The sequence below is a fragment of the Peteryoungia desertarenae genome, assembly GCF_005860795.2.
In the GTDB taxonomy this organism is placed as follows: Bacteria; Pseudomonadota; Alphaproteobacteria; order Rhizobiales; family Rhizobiaceae; genus Allorhizobium; species Allorhizobium desertarenae.
Window position 1 is genome coordinate 1,665,860 of record NZ_CP058350.1, and the last position, 17,555, is coordinate 1,683,414.

16 protein-coding genes and 1 tRNA gene are annotated in these 17,555 nt (G+C 57.8%); 11 read left to right on the forward strand and 6 right to left on the reverse strand.

Features of this window, described 5'->3' with window-relative positions; genetic code table 11:
* Positions 1–15: 15 nt before the first annotated feature.
* From FE840_RS07850 to FE840_RS07865, 4 genes are all read left to right on the forward strand, one after another.
* Positions 16–507: a HEPN family nuclease gene (locus tag FE840_RS07850; RefSeq protein WP_138285405.1), complete on the forward strand. Its 492-nt coding sequence runs from the start codon at positions 16–18 to the stop codon at positions 505–507.
* A 130-nt stretch (positions 508–637) separates the two neighbouring features.
* The gene (locus FE840_RS07855) at positions 638–1,777 is read left to right on the forward strand and encodes a hypothetical protein (RefSeq protein WP_138285404.1); all 1,140 of its coding nucleotides are present in this window, start codon (positions 638–640) and stop codon (positions 1,775–1,777) included.
* Between the two features lie 1,018 nt (positions 1,778–2,795).
* On the forward strand, positions 2,796–3,134 hold the full coding sequence (locus tag FE840_RS21105; protein WP_138285403.1) for a DUF2293 domain-containing protein: 339 nt from the start codon (positions 2,796–2,798) through the stop codon (positions 3,132–3,134).
* Positions 3,124–3,528, forward strand: a complete 405-nt coding sequence (locus tag FE840_RS07865) for a hypothetical protein (RefSeq protein WP_138285402.1) — start codon at positions 3,124–3,126, stop codon at positions 3,526–3,528. Before FE840_RS21105 ends, FE840_RS07865 begins: the two co-directional genes overlap by 11 nt.
* 773 nt (positions 3,529–4,301) lie before the next feature.
* Here FE840_RS07865 and FE840_RS07870 read toward each other — a convergent pair.
* The 4 genes from FE840_RS07870 to FE840_RS07885 all read right to left on the reverse strand — a co-directional run bounded on the left by FE840_RS07870 (position 4,302) and on the right by FE840_RS07885 (position 6,687).
* A complete protein-coding gene (locus FE840_RS07870) occupies positions 4,302–4,508 on the reverse strand; it encodes a hypothetical protein (protein ID WP_138285401.1) in 207 nt (68 codons plus the stop codon).
* A 345-nt stretch (positions 4,509–4,853) separates the two neighbouring features.
* A complete protein-coding gene (locus tag FE840_RS07875) occupies positions 4,854–6,116 on the reverse strand; it encodes a type II toxin-antitoxin system HipA family toxin (RefSeq protein WP_138285400.1) in 1,263 nt (420 codons plus the stop codon).
* Positions 6,113–6,346, reverse strand: coding sequence for a helix-turn-helix domain-containing protein (locus FE840_RS07880; protein ID WP_138285977.1), 234 nt, complete (start codon positions 6,344–6,346; stop codon positions 6,113–6,115). Before FE840_RS07880 ends, FE840_RS07875 begins: the two co-directional genes overlap by 4 nt.
* 267 nt (positions 6,347–6,613) lie before the next feature.
* Positions 6,614–6,687, reverse strand: a tRNA-Gln gene (locus tag FE840_RS07885).
* 275 nt (positions 6,688–6,962) lie between these two features.
* Here FE840_RS07885 and FE840_RS07890 point away from each other — a divergent pair.
* The 3 genes from FE840_RS07890 to FE840_RS07900 are packed head-to-tail and all read left to right on the forward strand — an operon-like array spanning position 6,963 to position 9,702.
* The gene (locus tag FE840_RS07890; protein ID WP_138285399.1) at positions 6,963–8,534 is read left to right on the forward strand and encodes a Ppx/GppA phosphatase family protein; all 1,572 of its coding nucleotides are present in this window, start codon (positions 6,963–6,965) and stop codon (positions 8,532–8,534) included.
* 3 nt (positions 8,535–8,537) lie between these two features.
* Positions 8,538–9,305 carry an RlmE family RNA methyltransferase gene (locus FE840_RS07895; RefSeq protein WP_138285398.1) on the forward strand — a complete coding sequence of 256 codons (768 nt, stop codon included), beginning with the start codon at positions 8,538–8,540 and terminating at the stop codon, positions 9,303–9,305.
* Between the two features lie 13 nt (positions 9,306–9,318).
* Positions 9,319–9,702 carry a VOC family protein gene (locus tag FE840_RS07900; RefSeq protein ID WP_138285397.1) on the forward strand — a complete coding sequence of 128 codons (384 nt, stop codon included), beginning with the start codon at positions 9,319–9,321 and terminating at the stop codon, positions 9,700–9,702.
* A 26-nt stretch (positions 9,703–9,728) separates the two neighbouring features.
* On the opposite strand, the gene FE840_RS07905 is transcribed toward FE840_RS07900, so the two are convergent.
* Positions 9,729–11,135, reverse strand: a complete 1,407-nt coding sequence (locus FE840_RS07905; RefSeq protein ID WP_138285396.1) for a DHA2 family efflux MFS transporter permease subunit — start codon at positions 11,133–11,135, stop codon at positions 9,729–9,731.
* Positions 11,136–11,392: 257 nt separating this feature from the next.
* Here FE840_RS07905 and FE840_RS07910 point away from each other — a divergent pair, with 257 nt between their 5' ends.
* Positions 11,393–12,376: an MBL fold metallo-hydrolase gene (locus tag FE840_RS07910; protein ID WP_138285395.1), complete on the forward strand. Its 984-nt coding sequence runs from the start codon at positions 11,393–11,395 to the stop codon at positions 12,374–12,376.
* A 59-nt stretch (positions 12,377–12,435) separates the two neighbouring features.
* Here the strand turns inward: FE840_RS07910 and FE840_RS07915 are convergent, their stop codons facing one another.
* Positions 12,436–12,741 (reverse strand): ATPase inhibitor subunit zeta, encoded by a 306-nt coding sequence (locus tag FE840_RS07915; protein WP_138285394.1) that lies wholly within the window; start codon positions 12,739–12,741, stop codon positions 12,436–12,438.
* Between the two features lie 396 nt (positions 12,742–13,137).
* On the opposite strand from FE840_RS07915, the gene guaB reads away from it, so the two are divergent.
* The 3 genes from guaB to FE840_RS07930 all read left to right on the forward strand — a co-directional run bounded on the left by guaB (position 13,138) and on the right by FE840_RS07930 (position 17,393).
* Entirely contained in the window at positions 13,138–14,628 is a 1,491-nt protein-coding gene (guaB, locus tag FE840_RS07920; RefSeq protein WP_138285393.1) for an IMP dehydrogenase, read from the forward strand.
* Between the two features lie 410 nt (positions 14,629–15,038).
* Positions 15,039–16,064: an alcohol dehydrogenase AdhP gene (adhP, locus tag FE840_RS07925; protein ID WP_138285392.1), complete on the forward strand. Its 1,026-nt coding sequence runs from the start codon at positions 15,039–15,041 to the stop codon at positions 16,062–16,064.
* Between the two features lie 165 nt (positions 16,065–16,229).
* Positions 16,230–17,393 (forward strand): patatin-like phospholipase family protein, encoded by a 1,164-nt coding sequence (locus FE840_RS07930; RefSeq protein ID WP_138285391.1) that lies wholly within the window; start codon positions 16,230–16,232, stop codon positions 17,391–17,393.
* The last annotated feature ends 162 nt before the right edge of the window (positions 17,394–17,555 follow it).

Genomic DNA, 17,555 nt, shown 5'->3' on the forward strand with positions numbered 1-17,555 from the left:
GGAGATTGTCGTCCCATGGTTATGCCTAGCGAACCAATTCGCGACATCATGCGCCGAACGATGCTGAACCTCGCTTATATCGAAGAGCGTGCTCAGGGGGATGGACCTTTTGAAGTCACACAGCTGATTAATTCGTTTCTTGGTGCACTGGCGCATCCGTGGGAAGCGCTACAGACCGACTTAATGGCGATTCCTCTGGCAGATGCTTTAGCTCGCGGTTGGCCAAACATCACCAAAGAACGTCCGACAGACCGCGATCCAAATAGTCTGGGAGATCTGGTTCGCCTGATGCGCAACAGCTTCGCGCACGGCAACATTACGTTTCTACCGGGGCCAAAAGGCGAGATACAGTCGCTTCGCGTTTGGAATACGCTCTCCCACGGCGGCCCACGAACCTGGGGGACAATCATAACTGTTGCAGACGCCCGCTTGTTTCTGGTCCGCTTTGCTGAACTGGCAGAGGAGATTCATACACGACGAAGCACGACAACTCCGCGAACTGCATGAGCTGACTTAGTCTTCCGTAATCGGCACCTAAAGTCGGATTTCCTGATCAAGGCTGCTGACACAGATCAAAGCCAATTCTCTGTCTCAGCCCCATTTTTCAACCTGCAAGAGGACATCTGGATGCGCTGCGATGGAAAAGACACGAGAGGAAATCTACCAGCTGGTTTGGTCGACACCGCTGAACAAGCTGGGATCAGAATTCGGCGTCTCCGGCCAAACGCTCGCCAACGTCTGCAGACGCTTCGATATACCCGTTCCACCAGCTGGATACTGGCAGAAGCTGGCTTTCGGCAAAGCAGTCGAGAGACCTGAATTGCCGACAGAGAGGGCTGATAGAGGCTCAATCGTCAGTCTGAGCCCGAAGGTGCCACGCCGTGCCCTGGTCGCGAAACCGGTCGAGATTCGTGAAGTTGAGCCAGGAGCAGTCGAGAACGTCCAAATAGCGCTCCCTCCGCATCCGATCGTGGCTTCAATCCGCAAGCGGCTCGCAAAACTTAAATGGTATGAGGATTTTGCCACTATCACGGTGCCACCCTTCAAAATCACGACGTCGCCTGGCTCCGTCGGGCGAATTTGCGATCTCGTTGACCAGCTGGTGCGGGAGATGCATGGGCAAGGCTGGAGTCTGCAGAAGCAGGACACCGACGCATGGCGTCTAATCATCCAGGAGGAAGAGATCTGGATGAGCTTCCACGAACAGACCGAGAGGATTGCTCACATTCCGACCAAGCAGGAACTGCGGGATGCAGCGGAATATTCGTGGCGCAAGATCCCGGAGTTCGATCATGTGCCGTCCGGTTTGCTGAAGCTCACGATAACAAACGCCAGTTACCTCGGGCTGCGCGTCAATTGGGCCGACGGGAAGAAGCAGCGGATAGAGGCGACGATGTTCAGCATACTGGAAGGATTGGCAGCCGCCGGTTCAGCCCTTCATGCTCGCCGTTTGGAACGGGAGGAGGAGGCCCTCCAATACGCAATCCGGGAGAAACGCGAAGCCGAGCGAAAGCGCCTGGAGCAGATCCAATTTGCCCGTGTCGGGGAACTGAAGGTGCTTGCTCGGCGACACCGTGAGGCTTCTGAACTGAGGGCATTCGTCGCCGCAGTTCAAGCGCTCGTGGCACAATTGCCGGAGAGCGAGACGAGCGCAGCAATGGAATGGCTGAACTGGGCGGAGCAGGCCGTTGAGGGGCTCGACCCATTAGGGTCCGGGCCGCCCCATATGATGTCAGAGCACGATGCCTACTACAGTTCCTATAAGTATCGAGAGTAGGGCCTGGTTGACTCAGGGATGCTCACTGGCTGGCTCCGACATATTCATTGATGGCGAAGGGCAGAAACATAATAACCCGCGTCAAGGAGGCCTTCTGCGCTTGGGTCGGGACTAGGGTAGCTCACCCCCACCGACGCTTGCTCTTTAGCGGGACACTCCAATTTAAAAGGCACGTTTTAGTTGTTCTCGCTTCCCGCTTTTCCCGCAGTCTAGACCTACACAGGAGGTCCGAGGCGGAGATTAGAGGCAAAACATGGCGGCGGCGCTCTGCCAACGCTCCTCCGTCGATGCAGAAAGCTATCAATTTGACGGAGCATTGTTGACGCTGAACCACGACAATGGAGCGCATCTGGTTCAAGCCAGCATGAATATCGCTTGCCACGTCAGCGTCCGTATCGACTCGGGAAAATACCTTTTCACCCCTGGCCTGTATAGTCACTCAGTGTGGTCATAGACTGCGCCTACAATGCAAAATGGATGCCGCTGATTGTGGCGTTACAGTAGAAGCTCAGTGACGCGACCACAGCTGTTACATTTCCGCGTGTCCTTGATCCAGAGGTTGACACAAAGCGGAAAATCTTTGTTTTCGTGCCTAAAGCGACAACTAAACGTAAAGCTCCGTCAACATGATGTTGCGTTAAACGGCAGCCGCAGTGAGGCTCCGTCAACTTCCTGGCATGAAAGGTTGGCGCTCGAGGCACTATGAGCGGGATTGAGTTGTCATTGACAACGTGAGCGCCAACGTTGATGTGCGCCTTAAGGTTGCGGAAATCCTCATGGGAGGTTTGGTGCCAAAAACGTCGGTGGCACCTAAAGGCATCCCGATCAACGTTCCTTGGAAACCCTAGGACTTCGATTTTCAGCTAAAAGATGCCCATTGTGTTGCGGCAAGGACACGTTGCTAAACGCGTTTCCAGAGCATCCCAGTTTATCCCCACAATCCACAGTGATAAGCGTTTGTTTATCTGGCATCCACTGTGATCGTTAGTGAGCTCCATTTGTTGAGTTGGAGCAAGCAATGACGAAATACAGGATTGATGCTGTAGTTAAGCATATCCGGAAGAAGCATCCAGGTTGCCCAGACTTTGCCGTTGCCTGGTTCGCCGCCGAGATAGCCAGCAAGAACTGGACAGGCGCCACATTAGGCAAGGCGGTTGGCATCACGATGCAAACGCACCTGCGCCACCACCACACCGACTACGACACTCTTTTGCTCACCGGGATTGACCGAGTGGAAGCCCGCCGTCGCGTCCAGCCGCGCGTGAACGCCATCATAGATAGCTGGCGGCGGCGAGAGCGATCCACGTCCCAGGAAGCGCAACCGAATGAAGGGAGCGTAGACGATCATGGGCGGTAATCACCAGAACTGGAACTATCTCGCAGGAATTCTGAATGAGCGCCTTGATGAAAGGGGATATGACGCTTGGCTCGCGCTATACGACGCTGGGATCAGGGGCACATATCTGACCTTCCTTCTTACTGGCAGAGCTCGCCTGAAACTCGAATTCGTGAAGCCTGTGGCACAGGCGCTGAACCTTGACGAGAACAGGTTGTTCTGCACCGCCCTTGAAGGCATGCATCAGACCCAAGACCTTCCTTACCTGAGCGAATTCCTGTGGCGAATGATTGAAGCATTCGAAGAGGTGAAGCTGCGAGAAGAGCCTAAGCCGCAGGGGGAGCAGCCGCGCGAGGAGCAGAAAAAGACGAAGAAGGGTAAGAAGGGTAAGAAGAGGAAGAAGAAGACCGACTGACCGCGCCATCGGCCAGTCGATCTGTCTGCTCAATCCGCTCCGGCATTCCCGACTGGCGCATCTTGGTGCGCATCCGCTCTACATCGTGCGCGCCAAGAATTTCTGCCAGAGGCTTCATATGGAGCCCTTGCCATCCCGCTCGCGGGTTCTTTTCGCCCGGTCAGCCCCCGAGACACCCCCACGCACCCCTTCGCTATAAGTAACTCATCAGCATCAACAAATGAGCGCACGGCATGAACAGCTTACCGATCCGCAACTATCTCACTGAGTGCATGGCAACTGCTTGTCTTAGCCTCCATGACATCGATGGCCCATCAGGTTCTCCTGGACGCCTGGTCCGGCTTGTCCTACATGGCACCGCCAAGATGCCGCTCGATAAGGTGTCCGAGGTGGCTGCTGTGCTCAAGTGCGATGACCGAGCCCTATTCCGGGTGGCGCTCGCGCAGTTTTATAGCGCGGACACTGTTGCCCTCTTGGAGCGCATGCTCGGGCCGCAGGAGCGGAGCGCCGGCGAAGAGGCATGGGTGAGTTTTGTCAGAAGCGTAGCACCTGAAGATGTGCGGCCCCTGATAGTTTTGCTCGAAACATGATGCGGACGTTGCTGAAGAGGGCAGCATCAGGCGACGTCGTTGAATGAGGAGCTCGCGGTGGTGTAGGAGCGTGAGCCCCGGAATTTGTCGTTCAACAGACTTCAGGATGAAAGGCGTCATCTAGGCAGCGCTATGGGCTTCAGTTGGCGCCAGCGCGGGGTCCTTAATGCACATGAGGTGCTGTCAGGTGCGCTCGTCAGTCTCGCACCGTTCGAGATGGTCGAGGATCAGCTTGTCGCTTACGAGCAATTCCTTGACGAACGAGGCGATGTCCACTTCCTCGGAAATGGGGCGAGCTTGGTTGGTAGGTGATCTGGGCTGATCGGTGCTCGAGACTGTGTGAGGCGAACCCTTTTCGTCGGTTCCGCTGTGGGCGTCATTCTCGGTCATTGTTGATCCTTTCTTCGATGACGCCTTGAGTTGATTGAAGCCTGGTCTCGCCATAGCTCCGCAAGCTAGGCGCATTTAATCTCGATCCGCGGATCATACGGCAATTGTTGCCATGCGGCGAGTCTTCGCGTGGCGCCAGCGGACCATAGTCAACCACGGCAAGAAGAGCTGTCGCGTGGGAGCACCTGTGTCTCAGGTCAGCGATCGATCCCTAGGATCGCTGCCATTCCCCGCCTCGGGGCGGCTGGCTCGCTTTCGCATTGTGATACTTTGGACCGAGCTGGCAGAACAAAACTGCCTCCGAATGGTCGACTGCGAGACGAAGACGATGGACGACAACAGCGGCTACAGGTTCGTCTTTTCGAGCGCCCTCCGTATCAGCGTGCATCTGGTGTCGATGATTTTCCGGACGGTCTTCAAGATCGGATGGGCGCTGCCCGTCTCTGACATCTCTTCCATCAGCGTATCCGCTTCCGGTCCGATCGCGTCAGCCATGCGCATCAGCTCTCCGGCCAGCATGCGCGTAGCGCCCTTATTGGACGGCACGAGCGATGCCCAGTGCTCCATCTGGATCGTGTCTGGCAGTGACCTACCGCCGAGTGCCATCGCCATCTTCTTTGACAGTCGTGGATAGGCAGCCGTGCAGATGGCATCATACATGGGTGCCAGGTCCGGCACTTTCCCACGATAGATCAGGGCATAATTCTTGGCATGTGCGTCGGCATTGCCAATCAGGTAGTGGAACATCAGCATTCGCTGGAAGCGCAATGTCTCGGCCGCAGGCTTGGCCGTCGTCTGCCGGATCAGCTGGAGGCACTCACTGATGCCAGGGCCACCTTCTTCCTCATACTTCAGCTCCGGGGGCACGCTCAGCGCCTGGCACACGTCTTCCTGGTGCAGCCGCTCGATCCGCCCGTCTTCCAGCGTCAGGCGATCGTAGCGCTCGACCAGAAAGTAATCGATCTTGCCAGCCGTGCCCTTCGACACAGCAGGAACGTCAAGGCCGAGACGGCGTCCAAGGCTCATGCAGAACACTTCGTTCTCCACGGTGCCATCGAGGCCCTCGATGAACGGTTTTAGGATATGCGTCGTCGGGCGCCCGCCCCGGGGCAGCAATATCTGACCGTTGAGAATAGTGACAGCCAGCTTGTCCTGAGCGCCGGCAAGCGAAAGACGCACGTCACCTTCCCCGCCCAGCAAGGGCCTCTGTCTGAGCAGGGAAAGGATCTCTTCCAGGCGCTTCTCATCGAGTGCTTCGGCATCGTCTGTCGTCGAAGCCGGTGGGAGCTGTCCTGGCGGGACAAGTGATAGGGCGCCCGCACATTCCCCACCGATAACCTCGAGCAGCCCGAAGGCATTGGCTGAGGATATGCCCAGCGCTGCAGCCAATCGACGTCTGGCGCCTTCATCAGGCAAGAGGCCAGAGAAGAAGGGGCGGGCGATTCGATCGAGGAATGGCTCTTCTCTCACCGGGAGCGACATCGACAAGGCGACCGGATCATTGGCGAGGTAGTTGCTGTCATAGGTGAAGGTGAGGGCGGCGTCGCTGTCCTGCTTGAGCTCGCCGGCCTTCCTATCTTTTAGGTAGACGTCCAGCACACGGCTCATGAGGAAGCTCCGCGGTTGGTGATGTTCACGGTCAAGCCGAGCGTCTGAAGGACGGTCAAAGCAAGTCCGACACGACAGCTTTCCTTGCCGCTTTCGAGCTCGCGCACGAACCGAACGCCCACGCCCGCGACGCCGGCAAGTTGCTCCTGGGTAAGTTGCTGACGCTTGCGCTCAGCATGGATCAGCTGGCCAAGTGCTACGCTGTCTGAGATCGTCCACATATGAATCATCCCTTTCGGGACGAATAAAGCACAATAGGAGAGCGTTTGCACGAAAAAGAACCGAACGGGACGATTTCCGCTGGAATCGTCCAGCGGAGAACCAAATCACCCTGCTCGGGACTCTCAAAAGGCGGGCGGGCAGGGATGTGCTTACAGAGAGCGCCCCCATGCGTCGGTCTCAGGTCGGCGTGGTCCGGAAAAGTGATGCGGGAAACTGTTCCGGTAGCGGTTTGCTCGGATCACCTAAGTCATTGAAAAATATGAAAAAAGAGAGGTTGGCTGGGGAACCTGGATTCGAACCAAGATTAACGGAGTCAGAGTCCGTCGTTCTACCATTGAACTATTCCCCAACAGGGAGCCGGTGGCTCCGTCAGTGAGCGGGCTTATAGCCAAAAGTGCTGCCATTGCAAAGGGCTGGAGGAGATTTTTTTCGTGCTTTTTGTTGATGGTGAAGATCGTGGCGTCCCGCTGTGTGGCGATATCGCGATCCGTCGCCTTGATAAGCTTGCCAAAAACCGTTTGGCTCAAAGCTGTTGCGCTGTTATGTTTAGTTCAACGAAACAAATATGGCGCCTGCGGCAGCATCGGTTTTTCGATGTCCTTGCGCGGTGCGGTGGATAGAGCAGTGACAGACCCCGATCGCGGCGAAACGCCGAAAAGCGAGGGGGCGTCGACAGCAAAGCGCAGGAATGGGGGAACCCGCCGGCGCGGCAAGGCCAGGAAAAAGGTGTCTGCTTCAAGCGGCGCCGTAAACCCGGCTCTGACGGTCCCGACGCAAGAGTCGGACCGTGCGCGACGTTCCGATATTTCTGATGCGGATGGCCCCATCCGCAAACGCAAGCGCCGTAGGCGGGGCAAGTCCCAGTCCTTGCGACCGGATGCGTCTTCCCAGGCTGCAGCAAGTCCATCAGGAACGCGCGAGGCGGTCGCTCCTCTGGATGGCGATAATCGCCCAGACGCTGGGCCTGCCCATGGTCGCAAACGGAAGAAAAATCGCAATCGACGAAACTCGAAGATCCGCCCGCTGACGGGATCGGCACCGCCGGCCCCCTCACAGCAGATCCAGGCAAGGCTCCCGCAGAACGACAGGCTGGAGCAGACGGCAAAGGTTGCAACGTCGTCCGACCTTAAAGCGTCATCTCTGGGCGACAGGCCCCGGTCGTCATTCCAGGGATCGGACCGTTTCTCCGATGACCTTTATGCGGCACTCGATCTCGGCACCAACAATTGCCGTCTTCTGATTGCCCAGCCAACGCGTCCAGGCCAGTTCCGCGTCGTCGATGCCTTTTCCCGCATCGTGCGACTGGGAGAAGGTCTGGGAGCCAATGGACGACTTTCTCAGGATGCCATGGATCGGGCGGTCGAGGCCCTGAAGATCTGCTCCAACAAGCTGTCCGGACGCAGCATTCGCCGCCATCGGCTGATTGCGACTGAGGCCTGCCGTGCGGCGGAAAACGGGGAAGCATTCCTCGCGCGCGTGACGCAGGAGACGGGGCTCCGGCTCGAAATCATCAATCGCGAGACCGAGGCGCGTCTGGCCGTGTCCGGCTGCTCATCGCTTGTCGGGCGTGAGGCGCGTTCCGTGGTTCTCTTCGATATCGGTGGTGGCTCCTCGGAGATTGCGGTTTTGCGGATTGATGAAAATCGCTCCAGCCGGCTCGCCAATCACATCACCCACTGGACATCGCTTCCGGTCGGCGTCGTAACCTTGTCGGAACGCCATGGCGGACGGGATGTGACGCCGGAAGTCTTTGCCGCCATGACGGCCGAAGTGGAAAACATGCTGGCGCGTTTTGATTGCCCGGATATTCACGACGGCAGTGGCGATTTCTACCTCATCGGGACATCCGGGACTGTGACGACACTCGCGGGGGTTCATCTCGATCTGCCGCGTTATGATCGTCGTCGCGTCGATGGTCTGTGGCTGACGGATGCCGAAGTGACGGCCATGCAGGCAAAGCTTCTCTCCTGGGATTTCGCCGGGCGCGCTGCCAATCCCTGCATCGGTCCGGATCGTGCGGATCTGGTGCTGGCCGGTTGCGCCATCCTTGAGGCCATTCGCCGGCGCTGGCCCTCGACCCGCATGCGCGTTGCCGACAGGGGACTGCGTGAGGGGTTGCTCACCGATATGATGGCCGATGACGGTGTGTGGCGTCGTGGACGTTACCGCCGCCCGCCGCAGACGAAGGAAGATTGAGCCATGTCGAAACCACCCGTTGGCCGCAAGCTCGGTCAGAAGGTCAAGAAGGGCAAGCTGAAGGCCTCCTCGCGTCGCTGGATCGAGCGTCACATCAATGATCCCTATGTCCAGCGCGCCAAGCTTGAAGGCTACCGCGCGCGTGCGGCCTTCAAGCTGCTCGAAATCGACGAAAAACATCAGATCCTGAAAGGGGCGCGCCGTATCATCGATCTGGGGGCAGCCCCTGGCAGCTGGTCGCAGATTGCCGCCAAGGTGACGGGATCGACGGATGAAGATGTGCGGGTCGCCGCGATCGACTTCCTCGAAATGGCGCAGCTTCCCGGCGTGAAGATCCTGCAGCTCGATTTTCTCGACCCGGACGCGCCACGTCTCTTGATGGAAGCGGTTGGCGGCACGCCCGACCTTGTCATCTCCGACATGGCGGCTCCAACCACCGGGCACCAGAAAACGGACCACCTTCGAACCATGCATCTATGCGAGGTCGCAGCCTATTTCGCGGTGGAGGTATTGGGTGAGGGGGGCCACTTTCTCGCCAAGACCTTCCAGGGTGGCACGGAGAAGGACTTGCTGACGATGCTGAAGCAGAATTTCAGGCAGGTGCTGCACATCAAGCCCGCATCATCCCGCCAGGAATCCGTCGAGATGTTCCTTCTCGCCAAAGGCTTCAAGGGGCGCAGAGCCGGCCAGACAGCCGGTCTTGATGAGGGCCGTGAAGGTACCCCGGACTTCGATCCTCGTGAGGTCGATTCCGAAGAAGATCAGGCTTGAGCAGGAGGTGACCATGTTCAGCTATATCACTCTCGGCACCAATGACGTCGCCCGCGCGGCGCGTTTCTATGACGCGGTCATGGCGACGCTCGGCGTTGTCCGGGGCGCGACTGAGACAGACGAGGTTGGTTACGGTATGCCCGGCGATAGCCGTCGCCGCCTCTGGGTCACCCGTCCTTATGATGGCAGACCGGCGACCGTCGGCAATGGCTCGATGCCGTGCTTTGAAGCTGCCAGCCGAGCAGCGGTTGACGCCTTCTGGGAAGCGGCGCTTGCCCATGGTGGAACAGATGACGGCGCCCCCGGCATCCGGTCCCATCATCCGAACTTTTATGCCTGCTACGTTCGAGACCCCGACGGTAACAAGCTGTCGGCTCTCTGCGAAAAGCCCGGATAGGGCACGCTAGATTATACGAGCCGGCGTCACTTCACCGGCATGTTCTCGTCGATAGCGGCTTGCTTATGGCCTGAAACATCCGCACCAGCATCCTTGGACATGCTAAGGAACGGAATGACGGACAGCAGTGAAAGACCGCCCACCAAGGCAAAAGCAATGTGAAAGTCGCTCAGCGAAAGTGGTTCGCCGCTGAGTCGCGTGCTGGCTTCCAGGATGGCAGCGGCAACCGCTACACCCAGCGCAAGGCCGACCTGCTGCAGCACGGAGGTGATCGAGGTTGCCTGGCTCGCATCGCGATCATCTACCTCGGCATAGCCAAGTGTGTTGACGCCGGTGAAGAAGAAGGATCGGAAGAACCCTCCGACAAGAAGGATCGCCATGATCAGCGCGATTGGCGTCTCAGGCGTGAAGAAGGCGGTCGCCATTGTTGTGACAGCCCCGGCTACGGTTGCGAAGATCAGCACGCTTCTGAAGCCAAATCGCTGGAATGTCCGTCTCGCCAGGAATTTGGTGCTGATGGCACCGATTGCTGCCACGAATGTCGTCATGCCGGACTGGAAAGCCGACATGCCGAAACCGAGCTGTAGCATCAGCGGCAACAGAAACGGGATCGCACCGGCTGCAAGCCGAAAGATTGCGCCGCCAATGATTGATGCTCTGAAGGTGACATTGGCAAAGAGAGAGAAATCGAGCAGCGGAGCGGGACGCCGTCGCGCATGACGGATGTAGAGGGTCGCGGCAATGACGCCAACGCCCATGCAGCCCAGACCAACATGAACCGGCAGGGCCGGAAGGCTGATCACCGAAACCCCGAAAACAATGCCCGATGCCGCAAGGGCGCAGTAGATGAAGCCCAGCCAGTCCAGCTTGGCGGTCGGCATGGGAGCCACATCCGGCAGATAGATGCTCGAAAGGATCAGACCGGCAATTCCAATCGGGATGTTGATCAGGAAGATCCAGTGCCAGCTTGCAAAGGTCGTTATAAAGCCGCCTACGGGCGGCCCGGTGATTGGCCCGAGAAGGGCAGGAATCGTCAGAAGCGCCATGGCCGAAACCAGATCGCTGCGCTTGGTGGTTCGCAACAAGAGCAGCCGCCCGACAGGCGTCATCATCGCGCCGCCGATGCCCTGGAGAAAGCGCGCAGCAACGAAAAAGTAGAGGGAATCGGCGAGAGCGCAAAGAACAGAGCCCATCATGAAGACAACGATAGCAAGCCGGAATACCAGCTTCGCTCCAAAGCGGTCTGCCACCCAGCCGCTCACCGGAATGAAGATGGCAAGCGCCAGCATGTAGGAGGTAAGCGCCAGCTTCAGCGTGATTGCTCCGACCCCGAGATCGGCCGCAATTGTCGGCAGGGCAGTCGCAATGACGGTCGAGTCCATCTGCTCCATGAACAGAGCAACAGCAAGAATCAGCGGAGTTATGCGGTTCATCAATGGGGATCCGGGACGTGCAGAAAGGCACATCGAAAGCAGGAAGGCTGTTCTAGCCCATTCTGCTGCCAGGTGAAATCTCCCGGAATGCAAAATTATGAGGTGTGCCCCATGAATACTGGGAGTTCAGCCAGGGCGCCTCTGTCTTGCCCGGGTCGGTTTCACGAAGCTGTGAGAATGCTTTCCGTTGATCGTCACAGGCCTATTTCGGGTGTGCCCGAATGACAGGGTTAGGGTTTTGCAATGAGGAGATGGCGATGATTTCCGTGAATAGACGTATATTGTTGGGTGGAGCGGGTTTAGCCTTGGCGGCACCCATGATCATGAACCGCGCTGCTTTTGCGCAGGATGCAGCGCCTGCTGCAACGGATGCATCAGCTATAGGACCGGAAACTGACCGTTTCAAGCTCGGGAGCTTCGATGTGGTGGTTGTCCGCGATGGGTCGCGTGCCGCCGACAATCCGCAGGAGACCTTCGGCACGAACCAAACCCCGGAAGCTGTCGGTGAGCTTCTCCAGGCAAACTTTCTGCCTGCCGACAAATTCGTTAATGGCTTTTCACCCGTTCTCGTGAACACCGGTTCTGACGTTGTGCTCTTTGATACAGGCCTTGGGGAAGGCGCGCGTGCAAACGGTATGGGCCGACTGGTCGAAGGTCTTGCTGCGAACGGCTACACCCCGGCAGATGTGACGATTGTCGTCCTGACCCACATGCATGGAGACCACATTGGTGGTCTGACGGAAGGGGGCGCTCCGACCTTTCCGAATGCACGTTATGTGACGGCGCAGACCGAATACGACTTCTGGGCCGACCCCGCACGCATGGGAACGCCGGCTGAAAACGGCCACAAGAACGTTCTCGAAAAGGTCGTACCGCTGGCGGAAAAAATGACCTTCATCGGCGATGGCGGTTCAGTTGTTTCCGGCATCACGGGTATGGCAGCTTTCGGCCATTCCCCAGGGCATATGATCTATCGTCTGGAATCGGAAGGTCGTCAGCTGGTCGTCACGGCAGATACCGCCAACCACTATGTCTTGTCGCTTCAGCGTCCGGACTGGGAAGTCCGCTTCGACATGGACAAGACCGCCGCTGCCGCCACCCGCAAGCGCGTCTTCGATATGCTGGCCGCCGACCGCATTGCTTTCGTTGGCTACCACATGCCGTTCCCGGCCGTCGGCTTCGTCGAGAAGCTGGACACGGGCTATCGCTTTGTTCCGAAGAGCTATCAGTTCGAAATCTGATCCACGTTGACCAGCGCCCGCGCGGAAAGTTTCGTGCGGGCCGGTTCTTTGCTTCTGCCCTATCTGCGGCTTCGCAGATCCTGTGCGGCGTTTTCCAGAAGAGCGACGATTCGATCCTGGAGAACTTCGTCTATGACGGGTACGCCAGCGGCTTCGAAATCGCGGCGCAACCGGTCAAGCAAGACTGCATCCCCCATGCCGGCAAGTGCTGACAACTCGGCGCAATAGGCTTCCTGGTCGTCACGATCGAGCACCGTGGCAGCCCATAGCCCGACAAGCGCGTTCCGTCTGTGCCTGATCCGTGCAAGAAGTTCGGTGTCGTGGGCTGACTGTTTCATGACGGCAGATTTTCGCAAGGCAGTCATGCTGGCGTCCTCATCTTGGCGCAGATCACGTTGGAGAGTGCATCGTTCTCAGCAATCTGACGCGCCGTTACCGCTTTTTATTAGAGCCATCCAAGCCTTGCTTCAGCCTTGATCATCGGACACGGCTGACGTGGCAATGAGCCCTGTGAAAATGTTAGGCCTGCCTCTGTAACAGCTTTATTTTTAAAAATCGTATATTAGGGATGTCTTTTTTTATTGGGTTGGAGGAGTTTTCATTTCGTGCTGACCACCAGTCGCACTGGGTCGTAGTTTTTCTATTCCCTTCCTGTCATGAACGTGTTACCAGCCCTCGCCAACTTCCAAGCAGTTTTGCAGGGATGACCGGGTGAAGATTCGCTCCGGTAGGTTCCCCTTTTTCAAATGAAGGAATTGGCCATGGCACGCATCGTAGTATCGGCAACCGGCGCAGAAGCGCTTACTTTTGACGATGTGCTGTTGCAGCCCGGACATTCCGAAATCATGCCGGGACAGACAAACATCGCCACACGCATTGCCAGAGACATCGATCTGTCGCTGCCGATCCTGTCGTCGGCCATGGACACCGTCACGGAGAGCCGGCTTGCCATCGCCATGGCCCAGGCCGGCGGCATGGGCGTGATCCACCGCAACCTGACGCCGGTAGAGCAGGCTGAAGAGGTCCGTCAGGTCAAGAAGTTCGAAAGCGGCATGGTCGTCAATCCGGTGACGATTGGACCTGACGCGACACTCGCCGAAGCGCTCTCCCTGATGAAGGCTCATGGCATTTCCGGTATCCCTGTCGTTGAAAACGGAGCGCGTCCCGGTCGTCTCGTCGGCATCCTCACCAATCGCGATGTCCGCTTTGCCTCGGATCCGAGCCAGAAGATCTACGAGCTGATGACCCGTGAGAACCTCGTGACGGTGAAGGATGGCGTTGAACAGCAAGAGGCCAAGCGCCTTTTGCATGCCCACCGCATCGAGAAGCTGCTGGTTGTTGACAATCAGGGCCGTTGCATCGGCCTGATCACGGTCAAGGACATCGAAAAATCGCAGCTCAATCCCCATGCTGCCAAGGACGTACAGGGCCGTTTGCGCGTGGCGGCCGCAATCTCGACCGGGGATGATGGGGTGGAGCGAGCCGAACGCCTGATCGATGCTGGTGTCGATGTTATCGTCGTCGATACCGCCCATGGCCATTCCCAGAAGGTGCTCGATGCGGTGGCGCATGTGAAGAAGATGTCGAATGCCATCCGCATCATTGCCGGCAATGTGGCGACGGGCGAGGGTACCAAGGCGCTGATCGATGCAGGTGCGGACTGTGTCAAGGTCGGCATTGGCCCCGGCTCGATCTGCACAACCCGCGTTGTCGCAGGCGTTGGCGTGCCCCAGCTTGCCGCCGTCATGGCCGCGGTCGACGAAGCCAACAAGCACGACATCCCGGTGATCGCTGACGGAGGCCTGAAGTTCTCGGGCGATGTCGCGAAAGCAATCGCTGCCGGTGCATCCGCTGTCATGGTCGGTTCGCTGCTCGCCGGTACGGATGAAAGCCCCGGTGAGGTCTATCTCTACCAGGGCCGTTCGTTCAAAGCCTATCGCGGTATGGGCTCCGTTGGAGCCATGGCGCGAGGATCGGCAGATCGCTACTTCCAGGCGGAAGTGCGCGATACCCTTAAACTTGTGCCGGAAGGCATTGAGGGCCAGGTTCCCTACAAAGGACCTGTCTCGGCCGTGCTTCACCAACTGGCCGGTGGCCTCAAGGCTGCCATGGGTTATGTAGGCGGCAAAGACATCAAGGAATTCCAGGAGAAGGCAACATTCGTGCGCATTTCCGGCGCCGGACTGCGCGAAAGCCATCCCCATGGCGTAACGATCACGCGAGAAAGCCCGAACTATCCCGGCGCCGCTTGAATTGAGGTGGCTTTGAGCAGCAGCTAGACGAGAAACGATGGCCCTTATGGGCAGTCGTAGTATCGCGCTTCGTGAGTCAGGGGCTCCCGGTACACACACTCCAGTGCGGACCATCGCACCCAGCGCATCGTCCGCCTTTCTTCCCACGGCAGGTGTTTGGCTATTGCCGGAAGACGGTCGATCTTTGACGTAGCGCAGACAGATCCTGACAATGCGCAACATCTCTATCTCCCGACCTGTGTTCGATGCCGTCGAACGAGCCAGGCATGACAGTTTCATGAAACTTTCCGCCGTTTGATGCCGATCAACTGACCTCTCGCCTGCCGCGCATAGTCTGCCCCCACACCCAAAGCAGCACGGATTTGCCTTGGGGAATGGCACAAAGACTTTGTTTCGCGACGGAGAGAGTGATGGCATCGACTATGAAAGCCGCAGTCGTACGTGAGTTTGGCAAGCCGCTTGCCATTGAGGAGATGGCGATCCCCGAACCCGGTCCAGGCCAGATCCTGGTCCGATATGAGGCAACCGGTGTCTGCCACACGGACCTGCACGCAGCCAATGGCGACTGGCCGGTGAAACCGAATCCGCCCTTCATTCCCGGCCACGAAGGTGTTGGTTACGTCGCCAAGCTAGGGGCCGGCGTGTCTCGGATCAAGGAGGGCGACCGTGTCGGTGTGCCATGGCTTCACACCGCTTGCGGATGCTGCAATCCTTGCCGGACAGGCTGGGAGACCCTGTGCGGCAGCCAGCAGAACACGGGCTATTCCGTAAATGGCACCTTCGCCCAATATGGCCTCGCTGATCCCGATTATGTAGGCCGCTTGCCGGACAATCTGGAATTCGGTGCCGCAGCACCCGTGCTCTGTGCCGGCGTGACTGTGTACAAAGGTCTCAAGGAAACAAAAGTTCGTCCCGGCGAATGGGTTGTAATCTCCGGGATCGGTGGCCTTGGCCATATGGCGGTTCAATATGCCAAGGCCATGGGCATGCATGTGGTTGCCGCCGATATCTTTGACGACAAGCTGAAGCTTGCGAAGGATCTTGGTGCGGATGTCGTGGTGAACGGCAAGGCCGCAGATGCCATCGAGCAGGTCCAGAAAGCCACAGGCGGCGTCCATGGTGCGCTGGTGACCGCAGTGTCGCCTCAGGCGATGGAGCAGGCCTATGGCTTCTTGCGCTCCAAGGGCACAATGGCGCTGGTGGGTCTGCCACCAGGTTTCATATCCCTGCCAGTATTCGAAACCGTCCTGAAACGCATCACGGTCCGTGGCTCCATTGTCGGCACGCGCCAGGATCTGGAGGAGAGCCTGCAGTTTGCCGGGGAAGGCAAGGTCACCTCACATTTTTCATGGGACAAGATCGAAAACATAAATGAGATCTTCAGCCTTATGGAAGAAAGCAAGATCGACGGTCGTGTCGTTCTCGATCTTCATTGATGGGCAGGTTTCATCGACCATTTGGGGCCGCACTTGTGCGGCCCGGTGCTTGTATCGCGATAACCAAGAATTCATGGTCCGCCGGGTGCAATTTCTGCCGCAATGCACCATGTTGAAGACATCAATGCTGCGCTTGTCATTGTTTCAGCCGAGGAGTCTTCGATCATGCGCCCAGCTCGCAATATTCTCGTCTTCCAGGGCGGTGGTGCCCTGGGCGCCTATCAGGCGGGTACGTTCGAGGCTTTGCACAAGCATGGCATCGAGCCGGAATGGCTGGCTGGCATCTCGATCGGAGCGATCAATTCCGCAATCATAGCCGGCAACCCGAAGAACCGTCGCGTCGCCAGTCTGCGTGACTTCTGGGAAATGGTTTCGTCTGGCCTCAACTACGCTCACGTCCCTGAGGATGATTTTGGCAAGCGTCTGTTGAAGGATTGGGCCGTGTTCAGTGGCACCATGATAGGGGTGCCCGGTTTCTTTTCCCCGCGCATCGCCACACCCTATCAGCTTCTGCTCAATCCCGACTTCAAGATCAGTTATTATGACACGGAGCCGCTGATCAGAACGCTTGAACGCCTTGTCGACTTTGATCGCGTCAACGACGGAGAAACTCGGCTGAGCCTTGGTGCGGTAAATGTCCGTTCCGGAAACTTCGCCTATTTCGACAACAAGGACATTCGTCTCAACGCTCGACATGTCGCCGCTTCTGGCGCTTTACCGCCCGGTTTTCCGCCCATCGAGATTGATGGAGAACATTATTGGGACGGCGGCCTCGTATCCAACACGCCTTTGCAATATGTTTTGGCAGCCGATGGAAGCGAGGGCGACCTGTGCATTTTCCAGGTTGATCTGTTCTCGGCCAAAGGCTGCATGCCGCGCGACATGCTGGAGGTCGACTCCCGAACCAAGGAAATCCGCTATTCCAGTCGAACCCGCATGAATACGGATGATTTCACCCGCAAACAGCTCGTTCGCCGGGCCGCCAAGCGTCTTCTGGAGAAGCTGCCGCCCGAACTGCAGGATGATCAGGATGCCAAGCTGCTCCGATCGATCGGCATCGAATATGATGTCACCATCGTGCATCTGATCCATCGGCTGGCGGCCTTCGATTCCCATGCCATGGACGCGGAGTTCTCCCGAGCCTCTGTCGAGGAAAACTGGAAGGCCGGCTATGACGACGCGATCTTCACGCTGCAGCACCCGAAATGGCGTGGGCGTGGTCGACCGGAGAATGGTATTCAGATTTTTGACCTTGCGCGCGAAAGGGCGCGTGAAGACGTCAGTTCAACTGCCCGACGGTCCAGCAGGCGGGTTTCAGACAATGTTTGATCTCGTGAGTGAACTTCCGGGTCAGTTGGTCAGAACTCAAATTGGTTGGCTCAACTCACAGTTCTCCTCAGGCTGCTACACTAATTTTAGAAACTCGTGCTCTTTTGTCGTTTAGATTTGCCAATGGTTGCACCTGATCTTGGACCTACGGTAGCGGCTGCT

Coding starts and splice junctions, on each gene's coding strand:
- FE840_RS21105 (WP_138285403.1), top strand. CDS start 2,796: ATGACGAAATACAGGATTGATGCTGTAGTTAAGCATATCCGGAAGAAG.
- FE840_RS07905 (WP_138285396.1), bottom strand. CDS start 11,135: ATGAACCGCATAACTCCGCTGATTCTTGCTGTTGCTCTGTTCATGGAG.
- adhP (WP_138285392.1), top strand. CDS start 15,039: ATGGCATCGACTATGAAAGCCGCAGTCGTACGTGAGTTTGGCAAGCCG.
- FE840_RS07895 (WP_138285398.1), top strand. CDS start 8,538: ATGTCGAAACCACCCGTTGGCCGCAAGCTCGGTCAGAAGGTCAAGAAG.
- FE840_RS07930 (WP_138285391.1), top strand. CDS start 16,230: ATGCGCCCAGCTCGCAATATTCTCGTCTTCCAGGGCGGTGGTGCCCTG.
- FE840_RS07850 (WP_138285405.1), top strand. CDS start 16: ATGGTTATGCCTAGCGAACCAATTCGCGACATCATGCGCCGAACGATG.
- FE840_RS07875 (WP_138285400.1), bottom strand. CDS start 6,116: ATGAGCCGTGTGCTGGACGTCTACCTAAAAGATAGGAAGGCCGGCGAG.
- FE840_RS07865 (WP_138285402.1), top strand. CDS start 3,124: ATGGGCGGTAATCACCAGAACTGGAACTATCTCGCAGGAATTCTGAAT.
- FE840_RS07910 (WP_138285395.1), top strand. CDS start 11,393: ATGATTTCCGTGAATAGACGTATATTGTTGGGTGGAGCGGGTTTAGCC.
- FE840_RS07870 (WP_138285401.1), bottom strand. CDS start 4,508: ATGACCGAGAATGACGCCCACAGCGGAACCGACGAAAAGGGTTCGCCT.
- FE840_RS07880 (WP_138285977.1), bottom strand. CDS start 6,346: ATGATTCATATGTGGACGATCTCAGACAGCGTAGCACTTGGCCAGCTG.
- FE840_RS07900 (WP_138285397.1), top strand. CDS start 9,319: ATGTTCAGCTATATCACTCTCGGCACCAATGACGTCGCCCGCGCGGCG.
- FE840_RS07855 (WP_138285404.1), top strand. CDS start 638: ATGGAAAAGACACGAGAGGAAATCTACCAGCTGGTTTGGTCGACACCG.
- FE840_RS07915 (WP_138285394.1), bottom strand. CDS start 12,741: ATGACTGCCTTGCGAAAATCTGCCGTCATGAAACAGTCAGCCCACGAC.
- guaB (WP_138285393.1), top strand. CDS start 13,138: ATGGCACGCATCGTAGTATCGGCAACCGGCGCAGAAGCGCTTACTTTT.